The sequence below is a fragment of the Diaphorobacter sp. MNS-0 genome, from assembly GCF_019602835.1.
GTDB classification, from domain to species: Bacteria; Pseudomonadota; Gammaproteobacteria; order Burkholderiales; family Burkholderiaceae_C; genus Diaphorobacter; species Diaphorobacter nitroreducens.
In genome coordinates, this window is record NZ_CP080761.1 from 848,633 (window position 1) to 873,184 (window position 24,552).

Genomic DNA, 24,552 nt, shown 5'->3' on the forward strand with positions numbered 1-24,552 from the left:
GCCCTCACTCCCACCATGTCCGAAACACCGAACCAAGAAGACGAGCTCGCCGGTACCGAGCAGCCTTTCGTGCAGCACCTGATGGAGCTGCGCGACCGCCTCGTGAAGGCCATGATCGCGGTGGGGGTCGTCGCGGCCGCCCTGTTCTTCTACCCCGGCCCCGGCCAGCTGTACGACTTCCTGGCCGCGCCCCTGGTGGCCCACTTGCCGCAGGGGGCGACCATGATCGCCACCTCGGTGATCTCGCCCTTCATGGTGCCGCTCAAGATCCTGCTGATGTCGGCATTCCTCGTGGCGCTGCCCTTCGTGCTGTGGCAGGTGTGGGCCTTCGTGGCACCGGGGCTGTATTCGCACGAGAAGCGCCTGGTGCTGCCGCTGGTGGTTTCCAGCACGGTGCTGTTCTTCATCGGCGTGGCGTTCTGCTACTTCTTCGTGTTTGGGCAGGTGTTCAGCTTCATCCAGGGTTTTGCACCCAAGAGCATCACCGCCGCGCCGGACATCGAGGCCTACCTGGGCTTCGTGATGACCATGTTCCTCGCCTTCGGCCTGGCCTTCGAGGTGCCGATCGCCGTGGTGGTGCTGGCGCGCCTGAACGTCGTGAGCGTGGAAAAGCTCAAGAGCTTCCGCGGCTACTTCATCGTGGTCGCGTTCGTGATCGCCGCCATCGTCACGCCGCCGGACGTGGTGTCGCAACTGGCGCTGGCGATTCCCATGTGCCTGCTCTACGAGTTGGGGATCTGGGCGGCGCAGCTGTTCATCCGCCATACCAAGGCGCCCGAGGATCCGCAGGAATCCGCGCCGTGAGCGTGCGCTGAGCCACCGCCGCGCTGCGGGGGGCGCCGGCGCCCGGTGGTGCACCGTTCAGGAGCGGAAACAAAAATAGCTTCCCGCGCTTTGTAGACAAGCGCGGGAAGCTATTTTTTTGATAGCAATGCCGTTCAGCGGCGCTGCTGCACGCGGGGCCGCGTGCCCGGCACCACCGATACTTCCAGCCGCGCGTCGCCGCGCTGCAGCGCAAAGCTGGCCGCGGAGCCGGGCTTGAGGGACGCCACCGCCGTGAGCAGTTGCGACACGTTGTTGGTGGCTTTGTCCTCCACGCTCAGGATCACGTCGCCCGGCCGCACCCCCGCCACTGCCGCGGGACCGCCCTGCAGCACGCCGGTGATGATCACGCCCTCCGTGGCCTTGACGCCAAAGGTCTGGGCCAGTTCGGGGGACAGTTCGTTGGGCTCCACGCCGATCCAGCCGCGCGTGACCTGCCCGTCGCGCACGATACCGTCCAGCACCAGCTTGGCCGTCGACACGGGAATGGCAAAGCCGATGCCCATGCTGCCGCCTGAGCGGGAGTAGATGGCGGTGTTGATGCCCATCAGGTTGCCATTCACGTCCACCAGCGCGCCGCCGGAGTTGCCGGGGTTGATGGCCGCGTCGGTCTGAATGAAGTTCTCGAAGGTGTTGATGCCCAGTTGGCTGCGGCCCAGGGCCGACACGATGCCGCTGGTGACCGTCTGGCCCACGCCAAAGGGGTTGCCGATGGCCAGCACCTGATCGCCCACGGCGAGCTGGTCGGAATCGCCCAGCACGATGACGGGCAGCTTGTCGAGATCCACCTTCAGCACGGCCAGGTCGGTTTCAGGGTCGGTCCCGATCACGGTGGCGCGCGCGCGCCGGCTGTCGGTGAGCGTCACCTCGATCTCGTCGGCGCCCTCCACCACGTGGTTGTTGGTGAGGATGTAGCCGTCGGGGCTGATGATCACGCCGCTGCCCAGGCCGGTTTGCGCCTGGGTGCCTTGGTCGCCAAAGAAGAACTGGAACCACGGGTCGTTGCTGCGCGGGTGGCGCACGGCTTTGCTGGTGTTGATGCTGACCACCGCTGGCGCCGCCCTGCGCGCCGCCCCACTGAAGCTGCCCGCCGCGGGCTGGGCGGACGTGGAGGAGGGCGCCTCGATGAGCGAAATGCCAGCGCCGCTGCGTGTGGCGCCGCGCTGCAGCCAGTCGGGCTGCAGGGTGGCCACCACGAAGTACGCAGCCAGCAGCACGGTGACGGATTGGGAGAGCAGGAGCCAGAGGCGTTTCATGGGGCGTGATGCGGTTGGAAGGCGAGCGCAAATTGTAGGCGTGTGCCCCGGTTTCGGGGCGTGGGACGGCGCGGAGCGAATCACCACGGATGTAGTTGCGGGCCTGGCGTTGCGAGGGGCCTGCCTCGCGTCGCATCAGCGCATCTGGAACAGTTCCTGGTGGAAGGCCTGCGTGGGCAGGCCGTGCGCGGCCAGGTCTGCCCGCAGGGCAGAGGCGAATGGTATCGGGCCGCAGAACCAGACGCTGGCGTTTCGCCATTCGGGCACCAGCGCTCGCAGACGCTCGCCGTCCAGGCGCCCGTCCTGTGCATCCACGAAGAGGTGCAGGCGCACGCCGGCGGCCTGCGCATCGACACGCAGCTTGTCCAGCGCCACCGGGTCGTGGTCGGCGGTGGTGTGGAACAGGTCGATGGGCCGGGCGGAGTGGGAGCCCCCGTGTGCGAGTTGTTTCATGCGTGCGATGAACGGCGTAATGCCGATGCCGGCGCCGATCCAGATCTGGCGTGGACGCGCGTCGTCGAATGTGAAGCAGCCGTACGGCCCCTCCACCGTCACGTGGTCGCCCACGCGCAGGCGGTCGGGCAGGCGGCTGGTGTGGTCGCCGAGGGCCTTGGTGATGAAAGTGACGCACGGGTCTTGTGGCATCCACGCCGATGCGATGGTGTAGGGGTGCGCGCCTTCCTTGGGGTCGGAGGTGACGAAGGCGAATTGCCCCGCGCGGTGCCCCGGCCAGAGGCCGTCGAGACGGATGCGCGTTTCCAGCACGCGCAGCGCGGGATACGGCTGCAATGAAACGATGCGACCCTGAACGGTGCGGCGCCCGCCCACGCGGCGGGTCAGTACCAGCACGGCTGATACCGTGCCGGCGGCCACCAGCAGGGTCAGCAGCCAGCCGATCGGCTGCGACCAGTAGCTCCACTGCACCAGCACCACGGTGTGGAAGACCAGCGCCAGGTAAGCCACGGCCAGCAACTGGTGCGTCTTGGCGAACAGCCGGTACGGAAAGCGCTTGACCAGCGCCAGCACGATGAGCAGCACCGCTGCGTAGAACGCCCACTCGCCCACGCCTTCGGCGAGGCCGCGCCAATCGCGCAGCGTGGCCTCGGCAAGGCCCAGGTTCTCGGCAGGCGAGCGCGGCGATGCCCAGCCACTTGTGCAGACGGTACATCTTGTCCAGCCCGTCCAAATGCCGCTCCAGCCACACGGGGCGCACGGCCAGCAGCATGGCGAGCGACATCGCGCCCATCACCAGCACGCCGCTGTATTGCACCCAGACGGTGCGCAGCGCGAAGTAGCCCGGCTGCGCGGGCCATAGCGTGTCGGCCATCAGCCACAGCGCGGTGAGGCCGAGCAAGAAGGCCCAGAAGGCCCACGTGATGCGTTTCATCCCAGTTCCCTGTTGGTTGTCATAGTGGTTTGCCAGGCAGTCTAGGAGCGCGTTTGCGCGGGATTTTTTAAGCAGTGTGAAGCATGGGTAAACACGTTTGATGTGGGTCAGCGCAGGGGCACATCGCGGACAATTGCCGCATGTCTCATCCTTCGCATACCGACCGGGAAGCGCTGCTGGCGGCCTTTGATGCCGAACTGCAGCCCGAACGCTTCAAGGATTACGGGCCCAATGGGCTGCAGGTGGAAGGCAGGCGCGAGATCGCGCGCATCGTCAGCGGAGTCACGGCCAGCCGCGCGCTGATCGATGCCGCCATTGCCGCGCGGGCCGACGCCATCTTCGTGCACCACGGCTTGTTCTGGCGGGGCATGGACGGCCGCGTGACCGGCTGGATGAAGCAGCGCCTGCAGCGCCTGCTGGCACACGACATCAATCTGTTTGCCTACCACTTGCCACTGGACGCGCATGCGCAGTGGGGCAACAACGCACAACTGGGGCGCGTGCTGGGCTGGGAGCCCGACCAGCGTTTTGGCGAGCAGGACCTGGGCTTTGCCGCGCCGGCGGATTTCGCAGATGTGGGTGCGCTGGCCGCGCACGTGCAAGCGGCGCTGGGCCGTGCGGCCACGGTGGTGGTGCCGGAGCAGGTACGCCACATCCGCCGCGTGGCGTGGTGCACGGGCGGCGCGCAAGGGTTCTTCGAGTCCGCCATCGCCGCGGGGGCGGATGCCTTCATCACCGGCGAGATCTCCGAACAGCAGACCCACCTCGCGCGCGAGACGGGCGTGGCCTTCATCGCAGCCGGCCACCATGCCACCGAACGCTACGGTGCGCCGGCGCTCGCGGCCCATGTCGCGCAGCGGTTGGGGTTGGAGCACCGTTTCATCGATATCGACAATCCTGCTTGAGTTTTTGCTATTAAAAATATAGCTGCTTGCGCTTTATGGTAGAGCGCTAGGGCCCTATTTGATCTATAGGCTTATTCATGAATGCACTTCCCGCGCTTGCCATCACCCAGGGGGATCCCGCAGGCATCGGTCCGGAAATCGTGGCCAAGGCGTTTCGCGATGCGCCACAGGTGCTGCGCGGCTGCTTCGTGGTGGGAGACCTGCCGACCATGCGCCGCGCGGCGTCGTGCATCATGCGGCCGGGCCAGCCCAGTTTGCCCGTGGCGCGCCTGGATGCGTACCGTGCGCCGGTCGACCTGGCCGACATTCCGCCGCGCTGCCTGCCCGTATGGCAACTGCCGGAATTGGAGGGCGTGGCCCCTGCGCCCTGGGGGCGGGTGAGCGCCGAAGCCGGGCGAGCCGCGGCGGCCTGCGTGGTGTGGGCTGCGCGTGCTGCATTGCGTGGCGAGGTTGCGGCGCTGGTGACGGCGCCTTTGCACAAGGAGGCGCTCGCGGCCGCGGGCGTGCACCATCCCGGTCACACGGAACTGCTGCAAGCCGAGGCGGCGGTCCATGCGGGCGTGTCCTTGCAGCAGATGCCCGTGCGCATGATGCTCGCGAATGACGAGCTGCGCACCGTGCTCGTCAGCATCCACGTCGCGCTGCGCGATGCCATCGCCGCGGTGACGCAGGACAGCGTGCTGCAGACGCTGCGGATCACCCATGCCGCGCTCTCGCGCAGCCTGGGGCGCGCTCCGCGCATTGGCGTGGCGGGGCTCAATCCGCATGCGGGCGAGGGGGGCTTGTTCGGCCGCGAGGAGCTCGAAATCATCGCGCCGGCCGTGACGCAGGCGCGCAGTGAGGGGATCGATGCCCACGGCCCGTTTGCACCCGACACCATTTTCATGCGCGCCCGCTCCACGCCGCAGCGCGCCGGCGAGTTTGACGTGGTGCTGGCCATGTACCACGACCAGGGCCTGATCCCGGTGAAGTACTTGGGCGTGGACAAGGGGGTGAACGTCACGCTCGGGTTGCCGCTCGTGCGCACCAGCCCCGACCACGGCACGGCCTTCGACATCGCGGGGCAGGGGACGGCGGATGCGGAGAGCCTGATCGAAGCCGTGCGCATGGCGCGGCAGTTGGCGCGGCCCTGAACGTCTCCCTGAAATGCAAAGGCCCGCCGCCCCGGGAAGGGCGGTGGGCCTTTTTACGCGCCCTCTGGCGTGCTGTCAGCGCTTGAGGCTGTCGCGGATCTCGCGCAGCAGCTGGATGTCCTCGGGAGTGGCGGGCGGGGCGGGCGGCTCGACGGGTGTCTCACGCTTGAGCCGGTTGATCTGTTTGACCATCACGAAGATGATGAACGCGAGGATCACGAAATTGACCGCGACGGTGATGAAATTGCCGTAAGCCAGTACCGGCACGCCCGCTTTGCGAATCGCCTCCAGCGTATAGGGCGTGCCCTCCGGCACGCTGCCCAGCACGATGAACAGGTTGGAGAAGTCCAGCTTGCCGAACACCAAGCCCACGACCGGCATGATGAGGTCGCTGACGACGGAGTCGACGATCTTGCCGAAGGCACCACCGATGATCACGCCGACCGCGAGGTCAATGACGTTGCCCTTAACGGCAAACTCCCGAAACTCTTTGGCAATGCCCATTTCGTTTCTCCTTTGATATAGATGAAAACACTGAACTATTGCCTAGCTTAAGTCCAGCAGCAGCGTTGGAATAACCATTTTCACTCCGCTACAATTTGCGGTTGACCCCTTAGCGAAGCATACCGAGGATCCCCATGAGTGAAACTCCGATCGACTCCAGCAAGCGGACGTGGCTGATTGCGTCCGGCTGCGCTGGTGCGGTGGGCGGCGTGGCGACTGCCGTTCCTTTTGTGAGCACTTTCCAACCGTCTGAAAAGGCCAAGGCAGCAGGTGCTGCCGTCGAGGTGGATATCTCGGGTCTCAAGCCCGGCGAAAAAATCACCGTGGAATGGCGTGGAAAGCCTGTTTGGATTGTCAAGCGCACGCCCGAGCAGCTTGCCGAGCTGCCCAAGCTGGATGCGCAGCTTGCCGATCCCAAGTCGGCGCGCAACCCTGCGGAGCTCACGCCGGAATATGCGCGCAACGAATGGCGCTCCATCAAACCCGAGGTGCTCGTGGCCGTGGGTATCTGCTCCCACCTTGGCTGCTCTCCCACGGAGAAGTTCGCGTCGGGCCCGCAGCCTTCCCTGCCTGACGACTGGAAGGGTGGTTTCCTGTGCCCTTGCCATGGCTCCACATTCGACATGGCGGGCCGTGTGTTCAAGAACAAGCCTGCGCCTGACAATCTCGAAGTGCCGCCGCACATGTACCTGTCGGAGACCAAGCTCCTGATCGGTGAAGACAAGAAGGCCTGAGGGAGGCACTGACAAATGGCTGCTTATCGCGAATTCAAGGAAGTCTCGCCCAACGCGTCCGCGGGCGTGAAGGTCACCAACTGGCTGGAAAACCGTTTCCCCACGGCTTTCGATGCCTACAAGGTGCACATGTCGGAGTACTACGCTCCGAAGAACTTCAACTTCTGGTACATCTTCGGCTCGCTGGCGCTGCTGGTACTGGTGATCCAGATCGTCACCGGCATCTTCCTCGTGATGCACTACAAGCCCGACGCTGCCAAGGCGTTCGAGTCTGTCGAGTACATCATGCGCGATGTGCCGTGGGGCTGGCTGATCCGCTACATGCACTCGACCGGTGCGTCGGCCTTCTTCGTGGTCGTGTACCTGCACATGTTCCGCGGCCTGCTGTACGGCTCCTATCGCAAGCCGCGCGAACTGGTGTGGATCTTCGGCTGCGCCATCTTCCTGGCGCTGATGGCCGAGGCGTTCATGGGCTATCTGCTGCCCTGGGGCCAGATGTCCTATTGGGGCGCACAGGTGATCGTGAACCTGTTCTCCGCCATTCCCTTCATCGGCCCCGATCTGGCGCTGCTGATCCGTGGCGACTATGTGGTGGGCGATGCGACGCTGAACCGCTTCTTCAGCTTCCACGTGATCGCCGTGCCGCTGGTGCTGCTGGGCCTGGTGGTGGCGCACTTGCTGGCGCTGCATGACGTGGGCTCCAACAACCCTGATGGCATCGAAATCAAGGGCCCCGGCAAGCCCGTGGATGAGCATGGCCACCCGCTGGACGGCGTACCTTTCCACCCTTACTACACGGTGCACGACATCCTGGGCGTGTGCGTGTTCCTGTTCATCTTCTCAGCGGTGGTGTTCTTCGCTCCCGAACTGGGTGGCTACTTCCTGGAGTACAACAACTTCATCCCGGCCGATCCGCTGCAGACGCCTGCCCACATCGCCCCGGTGTGGTACTTCACGCCCTTCTATTCCATGCTGCGCGCCATCACCACCGAGATGATGTACGTGTTGATCGCATGTGTGGTGCTGGGTGCGGGCTTCGGTGTATTCAAGGCCCGTTTGCCTGCGCTCATCAAGGGTGGCGTAGCGCTGGCAGCCGCCGTGGCCATCGCCCTCATGCTGGCTATTGATGCCAAGTTCTGGGGCGTGGTGGTGATGGGTGGTGCCGTGATCATCCTGTTCTTCCTGCCCTGGCTGGACCAGAGCCCTGCACGCTCGATCCGCTATCGCCCGACCTGGCACAAGTACCTGTACGCAGTATTCGTGGTTGTGTTCGTCATCCTGGCCTACCTGGGCGTGCAACCGCCATCGCCCATCGGCGAGCGGGTTTCGCAAGTGGGTACGCTGTTCTACTTTGGTTTCTTCCTGCTCATGCCCTGGTGGAGCCGCTTGGGTACACCCAAGCCCGTGCCGGACCGCGTGACTTTTGCTGCGCACTGAGCTGGAGACGACAACAATGAAAAAACTCATCCTCACGTTGGTTGCAGCTCTGGGTCTGGTGGCTGGGGCGCATGCCGCCGGTGGTGGCATGGCCTGGGACAAGGCGCCTGTCAACACCAGCGACACGGCGTCCTTGCAGAACGGTGCTAAGCTCTTCGTCAACTATTGCCTCAACTGCCACTCGGCTGCCTTCATGCGTTTCAATCGCTTGAAGGACATCGGTCTCACGGACCAGCAGATCAAGGACAACCTGCTGTTCACGACCGATAAGGTGGGCGAGACCATGAAGTCCGCCATCGATCCCAAGCAGGCCAAGGTATGGTTCGGCGCCAACCCGCCCGATCTCACGGTGATTGCACGTTCGCGTGCAGGCGCTGGCGGAACGGGCGCCGACTATCTCTACACCTTCCTGCGCACCTTCTATCGGGACGACACCAAGGCCACGGGCTGGAATAATCTGGCGTTCCCCAATGTGGGCATGCCCCATGCCTTGTGGCAACTGCAAGGCGAGCGCCGCCCGATCTTCGAAGAGCGTGAAAGCCACGGCAAGACCGAGCATGTGCTCAAGGGCTGGGAGCAGGTTACTGCAGGCAGCATGACGCCGTTGCAATACGACCAAGCTGTAGGTGATCTCGTGAATTATCTGCAGTGGATGGGCGAGCCAGCGCAAAATACACGTGTTCGCATTGGCGTATGGGTGTTGATCTTCCTTGGCGTGTTCACGCTCATCGCATGGAGGCTCAACGCCGCCTTCTGGAAAGACGTTAAGTAAACGCTAGGTTCTTTGCCGCGCATTTCTGCGCTGCCGAGCATGTACAGAGTGGGTGCCCTGGCACCCACTCTTTTGATTTTTAGGAGCTGCTCACCATGATGGTGCTTTATTCGGGTACGACCTGCCCCTTTTCCCATCGCTGCCGTTTCGTCCTCTTCGAAAAAGGCATGGATTTCGAGATCCGCGATGTGGACCTGTACAACAAGCCCGAAGACATCAGCGTGATGAATCCCTATGGCCAGGTTCCCATCCTGGTCGAGCGCGACTTGATCCTGTACGAGTCCAACATCATCAACGAGTACATTGATGAGCGCTTCCCCCACCCGCAACTGATGCCGGGTGATCCGGTGGACCGCGCGCGCGTGCGCCTGTTCCTGCTGAACTTCGAGAAGGAATTGTTCGTTCACGTGAACGCGCTGGAGTCGCGCGCCACGAAGGGAAATGAAAAGGCATTGGAGAAGGCGCGCACGCACATCCGCGACCGGCTGACGCAGCTCGCTCCGGTGTTCTTGAAGAACAAATACATGTTGGGCGAGGGTTTTTCCATGCTTGATGTGGCCATTGCACCCTTGTTGTGGCGCCTGGACTATTACGGTATCGAGTTGAGCAAGAACGCTGCACCATTGCTCAAATATGCCGAGCGCATTTTCTCCCGCCCGGCATATATCGAGGCGCTGACGCCTTCCGAGAAAGTCATGCGCAAGTAAGCTGCTGCGCCTTTTTCTTTTGCTTGCGTACGATGAAGCCCCAGGAATTTCCCTCCACGCGCCCCTATCTCATTCGTGCTCTGTATGAGTGGTGCACGGACAACGGCTTCACGCCCTATCTGGTGGTGCGTGTGAACGAATCCGTTCAGGTACCGCGTGAGTACGTCAACAACGGCGAGATTGTCCTGAACGCAAGCTACGACGCGACGAGCGGGCTGCAACTGGGCAACGATTTCATCGAGTTCAAGGCACGCTTCGGCGGCAGGCCGCACGACATCATGGTCCCGGTGCGCCGGGTCGTCGCCATCTATGCCCGTGAAAACGGACAGGGCATGGCCTTCCCCTTGGAAGAAGAAGTGTCCGTGCCGCCGGCCGCTACTGTAGTGTCAGCCGAGGACTCGGGCGCTGGACCGGGTGTCCCGGCCTCCACGGTTTCCGAGCGTGGACCTGTTCAGTTGCAATCGGTTGACGGCTCTGTGAGCGATGCGCACGAGGAGGCGCCGCGACCGCCTCCGCCCACAGGGGGGGCAGGGCGTCCTTCGCTCAAACGCATCAAATGAGACATCTTTCAAGGTGCATCAATTTGAGCCGTGCGTTTTGAACGCTAGAATCTGGAATTCGCCGATTTAGCTCAGTTGGTAGAGCACCCGCCTTGTAAGCGGTAGGTCGTCAGTTCGAATCCGACAATCGGCACCATTGCACAGGCCGCATGTTCGCAGGGACATGCGGCTTTTCTTTTGCGTGCGGCCTTTTCTTTTGCGACGCCATGCCTGCGGCGCAGCTGGCGTCTTTCGCCTGAGTGCTCAGGTTTGAACTTTCAGGCGTATGGAGTTAACCTCCCATCCCCGACTGCGCAGATGTGCCTCGAATGCGGGCAGCAATTGCCGGACTTTTGCGGCGGCGGCATTGCTGCGGACCAGCAGGCACCAACAAGCGCCTTCAATCGGCCCTGCCTGAATGGCGGGGCGCAGCATCGGGGGTATCAAGCCCTCGATGGCTTTCAGCCGGGCACTGGACTCCTGGGTGAGCGCGGTCAGCTTCGCCAACGTCGGCGACTCCTGCGAGGCTTGCTGGAGTGAGATGGCGTGGTGACGACGATTCATACAGAGACTGGTCCAACCAGCGACGAGGGAAAAACGTGCAGGTGATTATTACGGATGCGTGGCTCGCGCGAAGCCGCGCCATACACCTCAGCGGTGTGCAACTGATCTGCGCTCTAGCTGGGATTTTCATGGCACTGCTGTTCATGGCCGTGATGGCATAACACTGGGTGCTGATGCATGGCGTGCGCGAGGGCTGGCCCGTAGTGGGCTCCATGGCACGACTGGCTGTGCAGGATGAGCAAGCCCAGCGCGAGCGGTTCATGCGCGCCAACATCGATGCGATGGCGCGCAAGCTGGGAGACATGCAAGCCCGTGTGCTCCAACTGGAATCGCTGGGTGAGCGTGTTCGAGGCCTGGCCGGTCTGCCTGGGTCCGAGGTGCAGAGCCTGCCGGGCCGTGGAGGCATGCTGGTGGCTGGGCGCCCGCTGGGGCTCGACGAACTGAATGCGGCCTTGGACGACCTGGTCGCCATCACCGGCCGGCGGACGGATTTGATGACGGTGGCAGAGTCACGCCTCTTTGACCAGCACATCCGCAAGCACTTGATCCCGACCCAGGTTCCCGTGCGCGACACGGCTGTTGGTTCGCCGTTCGGCTGGCGCATTGATCCTTTTACCGGCCAGTCCGCGTTGCATACCGGGCTGGACTTCTCGGCCGGAACCGGCACGCCCATCGTGGCCGCGGCCGGCGGCGTGGTGATCGCCCAGGAGTACCACCCCGCCTATGGCAACATGGTGGAGATAGACCACGGAAGCCAACTCGTCACCCGCTACGCCCACGCCTCCAAAACCCTGGTGAAGGCGGGAGACATCGTGCGCCGGGGACAGAAAATCGCGGAAGTGGGAAGTACGGGCCGCTCCACGGGGCCGCATTTGCATTTCGAAGTGTGGGTGCAAGGCGTGCCGCAGGATCCGCAGAAATTCCTCTTCGCGGGAGAGCCCGCACCGATGCCACACGCCCTCACGGGGCGCGCTGCCATTGGGCACCTGGCGCACAGGTAGAATCTTTCGATCAGGCCCGCCACCTCGGATTGCAGGTACTTGCAATGGTGGACGGGGGTCTCCATCTGGATTCACATCATCACAGGGATTCCGGTCGCTCTGCCGCTCGTTGGCGTGTAGTGCGGTCGTGTTCGCATGGCCACCAACTTCCTCACCAAAATATTCGGCAGTCGCAATGACCGCCTGCTCAAGCAGTATCGCAAGACGGTTGCTCGCATCAATGCGATGGAGCCCGACTATGAGAAGCTGAGTGACGAGGCGCTGCGGGGCAAGACGCAGGAATTCAAGGATCGCATTGCACAGGGCGAATCGTTGGACGCTCTGCTACCCGAAGCCTTTGCCGTGGTGCGCGAGGGTTCCAAGCGCATCATGAAAATGCGCCACTTCGACGTTCAGCTGGTGGGTGGCATGGCGCTGCATTACGGCAAGATCGCCGAGATGCGCACGGGCGAGGGCAAGACGCTGACGGCGACGCTGCCCGTTTACCTGAACGCCCTGTCGGGCCAGGGCGTGCACGTGGTGACAGTGAACGACTATCTTGCGGGCCGTGACGCGCAGTGGATGGGGCGGCTGTACAACTTCCTGGGCCTCACGGTGGGTATCAACCTGCCTCAAATGCCCCGCGAAGAAAAGCAGGCCGCCTACCAGGCGGACATCACCTACGGAACGAACAACGAGTACGGGTTCGACTACCTGCGCGACAACATGGTGTACGACGCGCGCGAGCGCGTGCAGCGCGGCCTCAACTACGCCATCGTCGATGAGGTGGACTCCATCCTGATCGATGAGGCGCGTACCCCCCTGATCATCAGCGGCCAGGCAGAGGACCACACGGCGCTGTATGTGGCCATGAACAAGGTGGTGCCCCTGCTGGTGCGCCAGGAGGGTGAGGCCGACCCGCGTACGGGCGAGGGCGTGACCAAACCGGGGGATTTCACCCTCGACGAAAAGACGCACCAGGTGTTCCTGACGGAGCAGGGCCACGAGAATGCAGAGCGCATCCTGGCCAGCCAGGGGCTGATTCCGGAAGGGGCGTCGCTCTACGATCCGGCCAACATCACGCTGGTGCATCACTTGTACGCGGCGCTGCGCGCCAACCATCTCTATCACCGCGACCAGCACTACGTCGTGCAGAACGGCGAGATCGTGATCGTGGACGAGTTCACGGGCCGCCTGATGGCCGGCCGCCGCTGGAGCGAAGGCCTGCACCAGGCCGTCGAAGCCAAGGAAGGCGTGAACATCCAGGCCGAGAACCAGACGCTGGCCTCCATCACCTTCCAGAACTACTTCCGCCTCTATAACAAGCTCTCGGGCATGACCGGTACGGCCGATACCGAGGCCTATGAGTTCCAGGAAATATACGGTCTGGAAACCGTGGTGATCCCGCCCAACCGGCCCAGCAAGCGCGACGACCAGCTCGACCGCGTGTACAAGACGACGCGTGAGAAGTACGAGGCTGCGATTGCCGACATCCGCGAATGCCACGAGCGTGGCCAGCCGGTGCTGGTGGGTACTACTTCCATCGAGAACTCGGAAATCATCGCCGAGTTGCTGAACAAGGCAGGCCTGCCGCACCAGGTACTCAACGCCAAGCAGCACGCGCGCGAGGCCGATATCGTGGCCCAGGCGGGACGCCCCGGCATGATCACCATCGCCACCAATATGGCGGGCCGCGGTACCGACATCGTTCTGGGCGGCAACGTGGAAAAGGCGATCGCCGCGCTGGAGGCCGATGAGTCGCTGTCAGAAGCCGAGCGAGCCGCGCGTGTGCAGGAACTGCGCGCGCAGTGGAAGCTCGACCACGAGAAGGTGACGGCACTCGGCGGCCTGCGCATCATCGCGACCGAGCGCCATGAATCCCGCCGTATCGACAACCAGCTGCGCGGCCGCTCGGGCCGTCAGGGCGATCCGGGCTCTTCGCGCTTCTATCTAAGTCTGGATGACCAATTGATGCGCATCTTCGCGGGCGACCGCGTCAAGGCCATCATGGACCGGTTGAAGATGCCCGACGGCGAAGCGATCGAGGCGGGTATTGTCACGCGCAGCATCGAGTCGGCGCAGCGCAAGGTTGAGGCGCGCAACTTCGACATCCGCAAACAGCTGCTGGAGTACGACGACGTCGCCAACGACCAGCGCAAGGTGATCTACCAGCAGCGCAATGAAATCCTGGACGCCCCCGACCTGGGCGTGTTGATCGACGCCATGCGCGACGATTGCCTGGCCGACGTGGTGCGCCAGTACGTGCCTGCCGAGTCCGTGGAAGAACAGTGGGACCTCGCAGGCCTGGAAAAGGCGCTGGCCAACGACTGGCAAGTGTCGTTGGCGCTGCAGAAAGAGGTGGAAGGCTCGGACGCCATCACCGACGAAGAGATTCTGGAGAAGGTGCAGCAGGCCGCCCGAGAGGCCTTCCAGGCCAAGGTGGGGCAGGTGGGCGCGGAGAACTTCACGCAGTTCGAGCGCATGGTGCTGCTGCAGAGCTTCGACACCAACTGGCGCGATCACCTCTCCGCGCTGGATTATTTGCGCCAGGGCATCCACCTGCGCGGCTATGCGCAGAAGCAGCCCAAGCAGGAATACAAGCGCGAGGCGTTCGAGCTCTTCCGCCAGCTGATCGACCAGGTCAAGAACGAAGTCACGCGCCTCATGATGACCGTGCAGGTGCAATCCAGCGCCCAACTGGACGAGGCCACGCAGGCCATGGAAGACCGGGGTGAGGGCATCAGCAACGTTACCTACAGCTCGCCCACCGAGACCGGCGAAGTGGAGACGGTGGCCGATGCCGCCACCGCCGCGCAGCCTGCCGCCGCCGGCGTGCGCGTGGGCCGCAACGACCCCTGCCCCTGCGGCAGCGGTAAAAAGTACAAGCAGTGCCACGGCAAGCTGGCGTGATGCCGGCACAATGAAGAACACGGGCTGCGGCCCGTGTTCGCACTTTGGCAGTGCCTTTTCTCCTGTTTCCCCGACGTCTCTTTCTGAAGGAATACGACGCATGCCCGTGAATCTCTCCGCTCCTCTTGCATCGGATTTGCACCCCGTGGCCGGCGTGCGCATCGGCGTGACCGAAGCCGGTGTGCGCAAGGCGCAGCGCAAAGACCTGACCGTGTTCCTGCTGGACGAAGGCACCACCGTCGCGGGCGTGTTCACGCAGAACCGTTTCTGCGCCGCGCCGGTACAGGTGTGCCGTGAGCACCTGGACGGCGGCCAGGCGATTCGCGCCATGGTGGTGAACACGGGCAACGCCAACGCCGGTACGGGCGCGGACGGCCTCGCGCGTGCGCGCGCCACCTGCGAGGCACTAGCCGGCCACCTGGGTCTGGCGGCCAGCCAGGTGCTGCCGTTTTCCACCGGCGTCATCATGGAGCCGCTGCCGCACGAGCGCATTGCAGCCGCGCTGCCCGCCGCGCTGGCCGATGCACAGCCCGGCCACTGGGCGCGCGCGGCCGAAGGCATCATGACCACCGACACGCTGCCCAAGGCGTTCAGCACGCAGGTGCAGTTGGGCGGTGCAACAGTGACCATTACCGGCATCTCCAAGGGCGCGGGCATGATCCGCCCCAACATGGCGACCATGTTGGGCTTCCTGGCCACGGATGCCTGCATCGCGCCCGAGTTGCTGCGCCCGCTCGTGCGCGAGCTGGCGGACCAGTCCTTCAACCGCGTGACCATCGACGGCGACACCAGCACCAACGACTCGTTCGTGCTGATGGCCACGCACAAGGCGCGGCACGCGCCCATCACCTCGCTCGACAGCGCCGAGGGCCGTGCGCTCAAGGCCGCGTTGCTGGAAGTGGCGCAAAAGCTGGCACAGGCCATCGTGCGCGATGGAGAGGGTGCGACCAAGTTCATCACGGTGCGCGTAGAGGGCGGCCAGACAGGCGAAGAGTGCCGGCAGGTGGCCTATGCCATCGCGCATTCGCCGCTGGTCAAGACGGCCTTCTTTGCCAGCGACCCGAACCTGGGCCGCATCCTGGCGGCCGTGGGCTACGCAGGCATTGCGGACTTGGACCAGACCAAGATCGACCTGTTCCTGGACGACGTGCATGTGGCCGTGCAGGGCGGGCGCAATCCGGCCTACCGCGAGGAAGACGGCCAGCGCGTGATGAAGCAAAGCGAGATCACCGTGCGCGTGGTGCTGGGCCGCGGTACGGCGGTGGACACGGTGTGGACCTGCGACCTGAGCCACGACTACGTGACCATCAACGCGGATTACCGCTCTTGAATGCTTCCCTTTTGATAGCTGTCAGCGCTTGTTAGATAAGCGCTAGAGCCGAAAATGACTGATAAATTCGACCAGCTGATCGCGCGTGCGGAGCAGCTCATCTCCCGTATCGAGGCGGTCTTGCCGCAGCCATTGTCGGCGCCGGACTGGGCGGCCTCCATCGCCTGGCGTTACCGCAAACGCAGCGGCGGCCATGGTGTGCTGGAGCCGGTGCGCCATGTGGCCGCCATGCAGCTGTCCGATCTCAAGGAGATCGATGCGCAGAAGGAAAAGATCCAGCGCAACACCCAGCAGTTCGTCGAAGGCAAGCCCGCCAACAACGTGCTGCTGACCGGTGCGCGCGGCACGGGCAAGTCCTCGCTCATCAAGGCATGCCTGAACAGCTATGCACCCCAGGGCCTGCGTCTGATCGAGGTGGACAAGGCGGACCTGACGGATCTGCCCGACATTGTGGACGTGGTCTCCGGCCGGCCCGAGAAGTTCATCGTTTACTGCGATGACCTGAGCTTTGAGGATGGAGAGGCCGGGTACAAGGCCCTTAAGTCGATCCTGGACGGCTCGGTCGCCGCGGCCACGCCCAATGTGCTGGTGTATGCCACCAGCAACCGGCGCCACCTGCTCCCTGAATACATGAAGGAGAACCTGGGCTACACCCACACCGACGATGGCGAGGTCCATCCGGGCGAGGCGGTGGAGGAAAAAATCTCCCTGTCCGAGCGCTTCGGCCTGTGGGTGAGCTTCTACCCGTTCAGCCAGGACGAGTACCTGGCCATCGTGGCGCAGTGGCTGGCTGCGCTGGGCGTACCCGCCCAGGCTATCGAGGCCGCGCGCCCGCAGGCGCTGGTGTGGGCGCTGGAGCGCGGCTCACGCAGCGGCCGCGTGGCCTATCAATTTGCCCGGGATTTCGCAGGGCGGGAGGGCGAGGGCGCATGAGCGAATCGACCAGCACGCCACAGCGCAAGCACACCGAGGTCGCCGTGGGCATTCTGCTGCGGGAGGACGGGGCGATGCTGCTGTCCACCCGCCCCCCGGGCAAGCCCTATGCGGGCTACTGGGAGTTCCCGGGCGGCAAGATCGAAGCCGGGGAATCCGTGGAGCAGGCGCTGCGCCGCGAACTCATCGAGGAACTGGGCGTGACCATCGGCCCGGTGGAGGCCTGGAAGGTGACCGAGCATGACTACCCGCATGCCCTCGTGCGCCTGCACTGGTGCAAGGTGCGCGAATGGAGCGGTGCGTTCGAAATGCGCGAGGGCCAGACCATGGCCTGGCAGCACTGGCCGCTGCAGGTCAAGCCGGTGCTGCCGGGCGCCTACCCCGTGCTGCAGTGGCTGGCCGAGGAGCGTGGCGAGGTGTTCGACGCTTCGCTGCTGGCGTGAGACGTTGCTTCAAAATACATAGCTGCTTGCGCTTGCTGGATAAGCGCTAGCAGCCTTTTCTTCAAATATCACGGCTGGCGCTTGGGATCGCCGAACTCCGCATCCTCCGGCGGCGCCTCGGCCGGCATGCGGAAATCTTCGGCTGCCCAGGCCCCCAGATCGATCTGCTTGCAGCGTTCACTGCAAAACGGGCGGAAGCGGTTGGCCGGGCTGTACAGGCTCGGGCCGCCGCAGGTCGGGCAAGGCACTCGCTTGCCTTGGGGCGCAGGTGTGTCGGAGCGGGAGGGTGTGCCGGTCATGTCGTGTCAGGCGCACAGAGTCAGTTCAAATGCCGCGTCCTCGGTGCTGGGAACCAGGCGGCCGCCTTCTTCCTGGCGCATCAGCCGCACCGAAACGATGAGGCGGTTGCCGCTGATCTCCGGGATGAGTTGCAGTGCAGGGTCGATTGCCAAGCGCAGCAGCTGGAAGGTGCGGCCCTGGGGCAGGTTCTGCTGGAACTGCCCGCGCTCGGCCGCCACTTTCTGCGGCAGCCCCGAATCACGCAGCAGGCGCAGCAACACGTAGACGGACTCTGCCAACGGCCCCAGCGTGGCGGCCCAGTGGTGCAGGTCGTGCTGGCGGTCCTGGGGCGGACGGTGCTGCCACGCGTAGTAGGCGGGCAGATCAAAGCCGCAGGTGCCCCCGGGGATGCCCACGCGGCTGCGAATGCTCATGAGCCAATCGTTCTCGGTCAACGCCTGGCCGGCCTTGCCGTTTTGCGCGTTGAGTGCGGCAAAGCACTGGTCGAGCTGGGCGATCACGCCGTCCAGGGCTTCCTCGGAGATGGAGGGGTTGCCGCGATAGGCATCCAGCTGGTGCTTGTGCTTTTCCAGATCCTTGAGCACGTCGGCTTTGAGGTCGGCCCGGGCCGCCACGTCCATGACCTCGAACATGGTCACGAGGGCATAGTGATGGTCCAGGGGATGCGGGCGCGCGATGAGCTCGCCCAGCCGGCGAAACAGCTGCTCAAGCCGCAGATAGGTTCTCAGGCGTTCGTTGAAAGGGTATTCGTAAAGGATCACGCTACGGGGTTCCTGAGTGCGCACGGTGTGGGGCGGGGTGCGAGCGCTGCGCTGCGGCAGACCATTGCACACCACGCCGGTGCGAACACATCATAGCCCGAAGAATACGGCGATCTCGCGTGCCTTTGTTTGCAAATCTGACAGCGCCAACCCGTCGTTGTAGATCACCAGGTCGGCGGCCGCGCGGCGCGTGGCGCGTGGGCTCTGTGTGGCCATGATGGCGCGCACGGCATCGGCGGTCAGACCGCTGCGCATCTGCACACGCTGGATCTGCGTCTCCTCCCGGCAATCTACGACCAGGACAGCGTCCAGCTGCCGGGCCCAACGGGGCGACTCCGTCAGCAGCGGAATGTCGAACACGATGAGTGCGTGGCCCGCGCGGTGCGCCTGTGCCGCAGCGTGTGCGATCTCGCGTCCCACGAAGGGGTGAACGATGGCTTCCAGTCGCTGCTTCGCCGTGGGATCGCTGAAAACGAGGGTGCGCATGCGTGCCCGGTCCAGCGCGCCGTCGGTGATGTAGTCGGGGCCGAACTCGTCGCGCAGGGCCGCGATGGCGGCGCCTTCCGCCTCGGTCACCGAGCGGGCGATGGCATCGGCGTCGATCAGTGCCGCGCCGTTCTGTCGCAACATGCCGGCCACCGTGCTTTTGCCGCTGCCGATGCCGCCCGTCACGCCCAGTTTCACCGAGCGGGGACCGGCCTGCCCAGAGCCCACCTTAGAGCCCCAGCACGGAAAAGACGGCCTGCATGATGCGCCCGGGGCCCCACAGCATGGCGGCCATGCCTCCTCCCACCAGGAACGGGCCGAAGGGGACGTACTTGCCTTCGCGCAGGGTGCTGGCCAGCTTCATGGCGATACCGACGATGGCGCCGATGACCGAGGCCAGCAGAATGATCGGCACGAGCGCCTGCCAGCCAAACCAGGCGCCCAGCGCGGCAAACAGTTTGAAGTCGCCATAGCCCATGCCTTCCTTGCCTGTGGCCAGCTTGAACCCCCAGTACACGGACCAGAGGGACAGGTAGCCCGCCGCGGCGCCGATGACGGCATCCACGGGCTGCACTTCAATCCAGCGCAAGACGGCCGCAAGCAGGCCCGCCCACAGCAACGGCAACGTGATGTCGTCGGGTAGAAGCGTGGTGTCCCAGTCGATGCATGCCAGCGTGACCAGCGCGGCCGAGAAACCGCACCAGGCGGCGGTCGAGAGGCTCCAGCCCCAGCGGAGCGCGCATGCATAGAACAAGGCACCCGTCGCCAGCTCCACCAGCGGATACCGGGGGCTGATGCGCGTGCTGCAACCCGCGCACCGGCCTCGCAGGGCTAAATAGCTCAGGACCGGAATGTTTTCGTACCAGCGGATCGCGTGGCCGCAGGAGGGGCAGCGTGAACGCGGCTTGGACAGGCTGAGGGGCTCGTTGTCGGCCTCAGGAAGCGCCGCCGAGGAAAGCAGCCCTACATCCTGCCCGTACTGCCGGCATTCTGCGGCCCATTGCCGTTCCATCATGCGCGGAAGGCGGTGGATCACGACGTTGAGAAAGCTTCCGATCAGCATCCCCAGGACGCCCACCAGCACGGCGTCCACTGCTAGCGAGCCTGACATCAAACCACTTGCCCGAGCTTGAAGATCGGAAGGTACATGGACACCACGATGCCACCGATCAGCGTGCCCAGGAACACGATGATGATGGGCTCCATCAGGCTGGACAGGCCGGCCACCATTTCATCCACTTCGGCTTCGTAAAAATCGGCGGCTTTGCCCAGCATGTGGTCGATGGAGCCGGATTCCTCGCCGATCGCACACATCTGCAGCACCATGGAGGGGAATACGTTGGCATTCCCCATGGCGGCCGTCAGGCTGGTACCTGTGGAGACTTCCTGCTGAATCTTCTCCGTCGCGATGGCGTAGACCGAGTTGCCCGATGCACCGCCCACCGAGTCCAGTGCCTCCACCAATGGCACACCGGCAGCGAACATGGTCGACAGGGTGCGGGTCCAACGGGCAACACAGGACTTGTCGATCAATGCACCGAAGATGGGCATTTTCAGCAGGAAACGGTCCATGAAACGCTGCATTTTTTCGCTGCGCTTCCAGGCCTGCATGAAGAAGTAGAACCCCCCGCCGATGACGCCGAATATCAGCCACCAGTAAGCCACGAAGAATTCGCTGATGGCCATCACGAACAGGGTAGGGGCGGGCAGGTCGGCTCCGAACGAGGTGAAAACCTCTTTGAACGCGGGAATCACGAAAATCATGATGATCGTCACCACGACAAACGCAACGATGATCACTGAGATCGGATACATCAGCGCCGACCGGATCTTGGATTTGATGGCCTCGGTCTTCTCCATGTACAGGGCCAGCCGGTCGAGCAACGCTTCCAGAATACCGGCGGCTTCGCCGGCCTCTACGAGGTTGCAGTAGAGGCTGTCGAAGTACATCGGATATTTACGGAACGCGGCATTCAGGGACGTTCCTGTCTCCACATCGCCGCGGATATCGTTGAGCAGCTTGGTCACACTGGGATTGGTATTACCCCGGCCCACGATATCAAATGCCTGAAGCAGTGGAACGCCGGCCTTCATCATCGTGGCCATCTGGCGCGTGAACAGCGCGATGTCTTTGGGCTTGATCTTTTTGCCCGCGCTCATCCGGCGCTTCTTGATCTTCGTTGGCAGAACGCCCTGCCGCCGCAGCGTCGCCTTGACCTGATTCTCTCCCGCGGCGCGTACTTCGCCGCGTACGATCTTGCCGCTACGATCCTTGCCCTCCCACTCGAAGACAAAGTCCTTGATGCCCCTCGATGCAACGGTCGCCATTGTTTTCTCTCTCGATTGTTTATTCGTTGGTGACAGCCAAGACCTCTTCCAAGGAGGTCAATCCCATTTTTGCCTTGTGAAGCCCGGATTCACGCAGAGAACGGACGCCTTCCAGGCGTGCCTGTTCGGCGATTTCCAGTGCGCTTCCATCGCGCAGGATGATGCGCTGGATTTCTTCGGACACCGGCATGACCTGGTAAATGCCCACGCGCCCCTTGTATCCGTTATTGCAGGCGGAGCAGCCCACCGGTCGGTAGGTGACCCATGAGCCGTCGATCTCCTCGTCCCGGTAGCCGGCCTCCAGCAGCGTCTCATGTGGAATGTCCACGGGCGCCTTGCAATTGGGGCACAAGCGACGCGCCAGTCGCTGCGCCGTAATAAGAATCACGCTGGATGCGATATTGAAGGGCGCGATACCCATATTGCGCATGCGCGTCAATGTCGTGGGGGCGTCATTGGTGTGCAGGGTGGACAGCACCAAGTGACCCGTCTGCGCGGCTTTGATCGAAATGTCTGCCGTTTCCAGATCCCGGATTTCACCCACCATGATGATGTCCGGATCTTGGCGAAGGAATGACTTGAGCGCGACGGCAAACGTGAGGCCGGCTTTTTCGTTGACGTTGACTTGGTTCACACCCGGGAGGTTGATTTCCGAGGGATCCTCAGCGGTCGCAATATTGACGCCGGGCTTGTTCAACAAATTGAGACATGTGTAGAGCGACACGGTCTTCCCGGAGCCCGTGGGTCCGGTCACCAGGATCATTCCATAAGGGCGGTTGATGGCCTGCAGCAAACGCTCCTTTTCCTCGGGCTCATATCCCAGTGCGTCAATACCCAGCTTGGCGCTGCTCGGATCGAGAATACGGATCACGATCTTCTCGCCAAAGAGCGTAGGCAGGGTGCTGACGCGGAAATCGATAACCCGGTCCGGCCCAACCTTGAGCTTCATGCGGCCATCCTGGGGCACGCGTTTTTCCGAAATATCCAGGCGGGAGATCACCTTGATGCGCGAGGCCAGCTTCTCCTTGATGGCAATTGGCGGCGATGCGATTTCGCGCAATTCGCCATCTATGCGGAAGCGGACACGGTAATGGTGCTCGTAGGGCTCAAAATGCAAATCGGATGCACGCATATTGAAAGCATCCAGCAGCATCTTGTGCAGAAATTTGACAACGGGAGCATCCTCGACTTCCGCGGGATTGTCAGCGTCCTCGTCCGGAGCTTCATCAACGGGAATATCGCCGAACTCAAAATCATTACTGCTGTTAATGCCGTCGAGCGTTTCTGTACCGCTCTTCGTGCTCGCCTCAATCAAGCGGAGCAGCTTGTCATATTCCGCGATGATCCAGTCCACCCCCATTTGTGTGGTGAACTTGATCTTTTCTGCGGCCTCTTGAAATGTCGGATCCGCGGTGGCGACGATGAGCCGGTTATTGCGCTTACTGAGAGCGATGACTTTGTAGGACTGGCAAAGTTTGACGTCCAACAGGTCTTTGGGGATGCGCTGCCGGTCGATCGCATCGACATCTAGCAAGGGAGCACCGAATACGGTGGATACCGTATGGGCCAGATCACTTGGCGTGATGATTTTCGATTCCGTGAGCTCTGCAATAAAGCTACTGCGGCTATTTTGTGACTTTTTGTAAATCTCTTCCGCCGCTTTTTGGTCCAATTTGCCCACAGACATCAACGCGCGCGCCAGTCCGGGTAGGGCAATGGGTTGAGCTTCTTTCTGTGTGTCGATAGCAGCCATGTAACTAGCGGATTCTTATGGAAGGAAGGGAAACTCTTCAATCATCGCCGATCGCCCAAGGTGTGTACAGGCTTAATGGCGCAAGCGTTGTGTGAGTGACATTTGCCCAGCCGGCGGCTTAAGGGCAGCATGGGCTCTGCGAGGGCAACCGCATTAAAGATCTGCGGTTCCTTGGCATTCCGGGCGGCGTCCAGATGCAAAAAAGCCCCGCGATGCAGGGCTTGGGCATGAAAATAACTGGTCGGGGTGAGAGGATTCGAACCTCCGGCCTCTACGTCCCGAACGCCTTTGCGTTGCCAATGAAATCAATGGGTTGTATGATGAAATCCATTATTTGGGACACTTCGGGGACACGGGCCGGTGGGTACGATCACAAAACGCGGAGAACTGCAGTGGCAAGCCAAGGTCAGGCGCCGTGGCTTCCCTGCTCAGTCAAGAACCTTCTCCTACAAGGAGGATGCCGAACGCTGGGTTCGCGCGATGGAGCGAGAGCTGGAGACAACCGGCTTCATCGACCGTCGGGAGGCCGAACGCAACACATTGGCCGACATCCTCTTGCGGTACCAGCAGGAAGTCACGCCGCAGAAAAAGTCAGCCGTGATCGAGTCCACCAAGATCAAGGTCTTGCTCAAGGATGCCGCTCTAACCCAGATCAAGATTTCGGCTTTGAACAGCTCGATTGTCGCTGCTTGGCGTGACCGTCGCCTCAAGCAGGTCAGTGGGGCGACGGTCAACCGCGAAATCGACGTTCTGTCGGCGGCAATCAACCACGCGCGGCGTGAGTGGGGCATCCATATCGAGAACCCCGTACCCCTGGTGCGCCGCCCGGAGAAGGCCAAAGCCAGGGACAGGCGCTTTACGGATGAGGAGATGGTGTATTTGCTCGCAGCCTTGACGGGCGGTGAGCACCTGGCCGATGGCACGTTCAGCAAGGGGGCGCGCAACCCATGGTTGCAACCCCTGGTCGAATTAGCCGTGGAGACGGCGATGCGCCGGGGGGAGCTGTTGGCCTTGCGCTGGGAGTGTGTGAATCTGGCTCGGCAGACAGCTTTTTTGCCAGACACCAAGAATGGCGATTCGCGCATGGTGCCTTTGTCACGCAAGGCGGTGGCTATCCTGCAGGAGCTGCAAACTTTGGCTGGTGTAGGCGATGTCCTTGAAGGGCCGGTGTTTCCCACGACGGCCATGGCTTTGCGCAAAGGATTCAAGCGTGCTTTGGAACGCGCCCAGCAGCAGTACAAGGAAGATTGCCGAGCAGCCGGAAAGCGGCCTGTTCGCGGCTTTCTGGAGGATGTCCATTTCCATGACACTCGCCACGAAGCCGCGTCTCGTTTGTCGGAAAAGCTGAGCAACGTCTTGGAGTTGTCTGCCGTGACAGGTCACAAGGATTTGCGCATGCTCAAGCGTTACTACCATCCCCGTGCCGAAGACCTGGCGAAAAAGCTGGGGTAGATCGGCTGCTTGGGCTGTGGACAAGGCTGTGTTCTGCTCGGGTTGTCCTCGTTACATCGCCCCTTGATGGTTCGATACATCGCCCCTGATTGCGTGCTGGGGCGGGGTTCGTTAGA

25 protein-coding genes and 1 tRNA gene are annotated in these 24,552 nt (G+C 63.0%); 16 read left to right on the forward strand and 10 right to left on the reverse strand.

Going from position 1 to position 24,552, the window contains the following annotated elements:
- The first annotated feature begins 15 nt into the window (after window positions 1-15).
- Window positions 16-804 carry a twin-arginine translocase subunit TatC gene (gene tatC, locus K2L43_RS04075; protein ID WP_047349954.1) on the forward strand — a complete coding sequence of 263 codons (789 nt, stop codon included), beginning with the start codon at window positions 16-18 and terminating at the stop codon, window positions 802-804.
- A 134-nt stretch (window positions 805-938) separates the two neighbouring features.
- On the opposite strand, the gene K2L43_RS04080 is transcribed toward tatC, so the two are convergent.
- On the reverse strand, window positions 939-2,078 hold the full coding sequence (locus K2L43_RS04080; RefSeq protein WP_012655733.1) for a S1C family serine protease: 1,140 nt from the start codon (window positions 2,076-2,078) through the stop codon (window positions 939-941).
- A gap of 135 nt (window positions 2,079-2,213) precedes the next feature.
- Window positions 2,214-3,143 carry a ferredoxin reductase family protein gene (locus K2L43_RS04085; RefSeq protein ID WP_255580525.1) on the reverse strand — a complete coding sequence of 310 codons (930 nt, stop codon included), beginning with the start codon at window positions 3,141-3,143 and terminating at the stop codon, window positions 2,214-2,216.
- A 104-nt stretch (window positions 3,144-3,247) separates the two neighbouring features.
- Here K2L43_RS04085 and K2L43_RS18980 point away from each other — a divergent pair, with 104 nt between their 5' ends.
- From K2L43_RS18980 to pdxA, 3 genes are all read left to right on the forward strand, one after another.
- On the forward strand, window positions 3,248-3,373 hold the full coding sequence (locus K2L43_RS18980) for a hypothetical protein (protein WP_255580526.1): 126 nt from the start codon (window positions 3,248-3,250) through the stop codon (window positions 3,371-3,373).
- A gap of 232 nt (window positions 3,374-3,605) precedes the next feature.
- The gene (locus tag K2L43_RS04090; protein ID WP_255580527.1) at window positions 3,606-4,370 is read left to right on the forward strand and encodes a Nif3-like dinuclear metal center hexameric protein; all 765 of its coding nucleotides are present in this window, start codon (window positions 3,606-3,608) and stop codon (window positions 4,368-4,370) included.
- A gap of 77 nt (window positions 4,371-4,447) precedes the next feature.
- On the forward strand, window positions 4,448-5,503 hold the full coding sequence (gene pdxA / locus K2L43_RS04095) for a 4-hydroxythreonine-4-phosphate dehydrogenase PdxA (protein ID WP_220638565.1): 1,056 nt from the start codon (window positions 4,448-4,450) through the stop codon (window positions 5,501-5,503).
- Between the two features lie 75 nt (window positions 5,504-5,578).
- Here the strand turns inward: pdxA and mscL are convergent, their stop codons facing one another.
- A complete protein-coding gene (gene mscL / locus K2L43_RS04100) occupies window positions 5,579-6,007 on the reverse strand; it encodes a large conductance mechanosensitive channel protein MscL (protein ID WP_011804237.1) in 429 nt (142 codons plus the stop codon).
- Between the two features lie 134 nt (window positions 6,008-6,141).
- Here mscL and petA point away from each other — a divergent pair, with 134 nt between their 5' ends.
- The 6 genes from petA (at window position 6,142) to K2L43_RS04130 (ending at window position 10,353) form a co-directional block, all read left to right on the forward strand.
- Window positions 6,142-6,741 carry a ubiquinol-cytochrome c reductase iron-sulfur subunit gene (gene petA / locus K2L43_RS04105; RefSeq protein ID WP_012655737.1) on the forward strand — a complete coding sequence of 200 codons (600 nt, stop codon included), beginning with the start codon at window positions 6,142-6,144 and terminating at the stop codon, window positions 6,739-6,741.
- 15 nt (window positions 6,742-6,756) lie between these two features.
- Entirely contained in the window at window positions 6,757-8,178 is a 1,422-nt protein-coding gene (locus tag K2L43_RS04110) for a cytochrome bc complex cytochrome b subunit (protein ID WP_012655738.1), read from the forward strand.
- A 16-nt stretch (window positions 8,179-8,194) separates the two neighbouring features.
- Window positions 8,195-8,950: a cytochrome c1 gene (locus tag K2L43_RS04115; protein WP_011804240.1), complete on the forward strand. Its 756-nt coding sequence runs from the start codon at window positions 8,195-8,197 to the stop codon at window positions 8,948-8,950.
- Window positions 8,951-9,045: 95 nt separating this feature from the next.
- Entirely contained in the window at window positions 9,046-9,657 is a 612-nt protein-coding gene (locus K2L43_RS04120; RefSeq protein WP_011804241.1) for a glutathione S-transferase N-terminal domain-containing protein, read from the forward strand.
- Window positions 9,658-9,689: 32 nt separating this feature from the next.
- Complete coding sequence (locus tag K2L43_RS04125) at window positions 9,690-10,217, forward strand: ClpXP protease specificity-enhancing factor (RefSeq protein ID WP_220638566.1); 528 nt, start codon at window positions 9,690-9,692, stop codon at window positions 10,215-10,217.
- Window positions 10,218-10,277: 60 nt separating this feature from the next.
- Window positions 10,278-10,353, forward strand: a tRNA-Thr gene (locus tag K2L43_RS04130).
- Between the two features lie 107 nt (window positions 10,354-10,460).
- Here the strand turns inward: K2L43_RS04130 and K2L43_RS04135 are convergent.
- Window positions 10,461-10,760: a hypothetical protein gene (locus K2L43_RS04135; protein ID WP_220638567.1), complete on the reverse strand. Its 300-nt coding sequence runs from the start codon at window positions 10,758-10,760 to the stop codon at window positions 10,461-10,463.
- 173 nt (window positions 10,761-10,933) lie between these two features.
- On the opposite strand from K2L43_RS04135, the gene K2L43_RS04140 reads away from it, so the two are divergent.
- The 5 genes from K2L43_RS04140 (at window position 10,934) to K2L43_RS04160 (ending at window position 17,356) form a co-directional block, all read left to right on the forward strand.
- Window positions 10,934-11,761, forward strand: a complete 828-nt coding sequence (locus K2L43_RS04140) for a M23 family metallopeptidase (protein ID WP_255580582.1) — start codon at window positions 10,934-10,936, stop codon at window positions 11,759-11,761.
- Window positions 11,762-11,896: 135 nt separating this feature from the next.
- Window positions 11,897-14,650: a preprotein translocase subunit SecA gene (gene secA / locus K2L43_RS04145; RefSeq protein ID WP_220638568.1), complete on the forward strand. Its 2,754-nt coding sequence runs from the start codon at window positions 11,897-11,899 to the stop codon at window positions 14,648-14,650.
- A gap of 100 nt (window positions 14,651-14,750) precedes the next feature.
- Window positions 14,751-15,980 carry a bifunctional glutamate N-acetyltransferase/amino-acid acetyltransferase ArgJ gene (argJ, locus tag K2L43_RS04150; RefSeq protein ID WP_220638569.1) on the forward strand — a complete coding sequence of 410 codons (1,230 nt, stop codon included), beginning with the start codon at window positions 14,751-14,753 and terminating at the stop codon, window positions 15,978-15,980.
- 54 nt (window positions 15,981-16,034) lie between these two features.
- A complete protein-coding gene (locus K2L43_RS04155) occupies window positions 16,035-16,913 on the forward strand; it encodes an ATP-binding protein (RefSeq protein ID WP_011804247.1) in 879 nt (292 codons plus the stop codon).
- Complete coding sequence (locus K2L43_RS04160; protein WP_220638570.1) at window positions 16,910-17,356, forward strand: NUDIX domain-containing protein; 447 nt, start codon at window positions 16,910-16,912, stop codon at window positions 17,354-17,356. The genes K2L43_RS04155 and K2L43_RS04160 overlap by 4 nt, the downstream gene beginning before the upstream one ends.
- 68 nt (window positions 17,357-17,424) lie before the next feature.
- Here K2L43_RS04160 and K2L43_RS04165 read toward each other — a convergent pair whose 3' ends face one another.
- The 6 genes from K2L43_RS04165 to pilB form a co-directional block, all read right to left on the reverse strand.
- Entirely contained in the window at window positions 17,425-17,655 is a 231-nt protein-coding gene (locus K2L43_RS04165) for a DNA gyrase inhibitor YacG (RefSeq protein ID WP_011804249.1), read from the reverse strand.
- Between the two features lie 6 nt (window positions 17,656-17,661).
- Window positions 17,662-18,417 (reverse strand): cell division protein ZapD, encoded by a 756-nt coding sequence (zapD, locus tag K2L43_RS04170; RefSeq protein WP_011804250.1) that lies wholly within the window; start codon window positions 18,415-18,417, stop codon window positions 17,662-17,664.
- A 90-nt stretch (window positions 18,418-18,507) separates the two neighbouring features.
- Window positions 18,508-19,101, reverse strand: coding sequence for a dephospho-CoA kinase (gene coaE, locus K2L43_RS04175; protein ID WP_253940107.1), 594 nt, complete (start codon window positions 19,099-19,101; stop codon window positions 18,508-18,510).
- A 31-nt stretch (window positions 19,102-19,132) separates the two neighbouring features.
- The gene (locus K2L43_RS04180) at window positions 19,133-20,014 is read right to left on the reverse strand and encodes an A24 family peptidase (RefSeq protein ID WP_220638571.1); all 882 of its coding nucleotides are present in this window, start codon (window positions 20,012-20,014) and stop codon (window positions 19,133-19,135) included.
- Window positions 20,014-21,231 (reverse strand): type II secretion system F family protein, encoded by a 1,218-nt coding sequence (locus tag K2L43_RS04185; protein WP_088887536.1) that lies wholly within the window; start codon window positions 21,229-21,231, stop codon window positions 20,014-20,016. Before K2L43_RS04185 ends, K2L43_RS04180 begins: the two co-directional genes overlap by 1 nt.
- 19 nt (window positions 21,232-21,250) lie before the next feature.
- The gene (gene pilB, locus K2L43_RS04190) at window positions 21,251-22,984 is read right to left on the reverse strand and encodes a type IV-A pilus assembly ATPase PilB (protein ID WP_012655751.1); all 1,734 of its coding nucleotides are present in this window, start codon (window positions 22,982-22,984) and stop codon (window positions 21,251-21,253) included.
- A gap of 360 nt (window positions 22,985-23,344) precedes the next feature.
- Between pilB and K2L43_RS04195 the strand changes: the two genes are divergently transcribed.
- Window positions 23,345-24,436: a site-specific integrase gene (locus tag K2L43_RS04195; protein WP_220638572.1), complete on the forward strand. Its 1,092-nt coding sequence runs from the start codon at window positions 23,345-23,347 to the stop codon at window positions 24,434-24,436.
- The last annotated feature ends 116 nt before the right edge of the window (window positions 24,437-24,552 follow it).

What these genes read in the sequence shown, in the direction of transcription:
- K2L43_RS04120 (WP_011804241.1), top strand. Translation starts at nt 9,046, where the DNA reads ATGATGGTGCTTTATTCGGGTACGACCTGCCCCTTTTCCCATCGCTGC.
- petA (WP_012655737.1), top strand. Translation starts at nt 6,142, where the DNA reads ATGAGTGAAACTCCGATCGACTCCAGCAAGCGGACGTGGCTGATTGCG.
- K2L43_RS04185 (WP_088887536.1), bottom strand. Translation starts at nt 21,231, where the DNA reads ATGGCGACCGTTGCATCGAGGGGCATCAAGGACTTTGTCTTCGAGTGG.
- K2L43_RS04090 (WP_255580527.1), top strand. Translation starts at nt 3,606, where the DNA reads ATGTCTCATCCTTCGCATACCGACCGGGAAGCGCTGCTGGCGGCCTTT.
- K2L43_RS04165 (WP_011804249.1), bottom strand. Translation starts at nt 17,655, where the DNA reads ATGACCGGCACACCCTCCCGCTCCGACACACCTGCGCCCCAAGGCAAG.
- K2L43_RS04140 (WP_255580582.1), top strand. Translation starts at nt 10,934, where the DNA reads ATGCATGGCGTGCGCGAGGGCTGGCCCGTAGTGGGCTCCATGGCACGA.
- secA (WP_220638568.1), top strand. Translation starts at nt 11,897, where the DNA reads ATGGCCACCAACTTCCTCACCAAAATATTCGGCAGTCGCAATGACCGC.
- pdxA (WP_220638565.1), top strand. Translation starts at nt 4,448, where the DNA reads ATGAATGCACTTCCCGCGCTTGCCATCACCCAGGGGGATCCCGCAGGC.
- K2L43_RS04110 (WP_012655738.1), top strand. Translation starts at nt 6,757, where the DNA reads ATGGCTGCTTATCGCGAATTCAAGGAAGTCTCGCCCAACGCGTCCGCG.
- K2L43_RS04160 (WP_220638570.1), top strand. Translation starts at nt 16,910, where the DNA reads ATGAGCGAATCGACCAGCACGCCACAGCGCAAGCACACCGAGGTCGCC.
- K2L43_RS04115 (WP_011804240.1), top strand. Translation starts at nt 8,195, where the DNA reads ATGAAAAAACTCATCCTCACGTTGGTTGCAGCTCTGGGTCTGGTGGCT.
- K2L43_RS04155 (WP_011804247.1), top strand. Translation starts at nt 16,035, where the DNA reads ATGACTGATAAATTCGACCAGCTGATCGCGCGTGCGGAGCAGCTCATC.
- mscL (WP_011804237.1), bottom strand. Translation starts at nt 6,007, where the DNA reads ATGGGCATTGCCAAAGAGTTTCGGGAGTTTGCCGTTAAGGGCAACGTC.
- K2L43_RS04125 (WP_220638566.1), top strand. Translation starts at nt 9,690, where the DNA reads ATGAAGCCCCAGGAATTTCCCTCCACGCGCCCCTATCTCATTCGTGCT.
- K2L43_RS04080 (WP_012655733.1), bottom strand. Translation starts at nt 2,078, where the DNA reads ATGAAACGCCTCTGGCTCCTGCTCTCCCAATCCGTCACCGTGCTGCTG.
- pilB (WP_012655751.1), bottom strand. Translation starts at nt 22,984, where the DNA reads ATGGCTGCTATCGACACACAGAAAGAAGCTCAACCCATTGCCCTACCC.
- K2L43_RS04180 (WP_220638571.1), bottom strand. Translation starts at nt 20,014, where the DNA reads ATGTCAGGCTCGCTAGCAGTGGACGCCGTGCTGGTGGGCGTCCTGGGG.
- K2L43_RS04135 (WP_220638567.1), bottom strand. Translation starts at nt 10,760, where the DNA reads ATGAATCGTCGTCACCACGCCATCTCACTCCAGCAAGCCTCGCAGGAG.
- tatC (WP_047349954.1), top strand. Translation starts at nt 16, where the DNA reads ATGTCCGAAACACCGAACCAAGAAGACGAGCTCGCCGGTACCGAGCAG.
- argJ (WP_220638569.1), top strand. Translation starts at nt 14,751, where the DNA reads ATGCCCGTGAATCTCTCCGCTCCTCTTGCATCGGATTTGCACCCCGTG.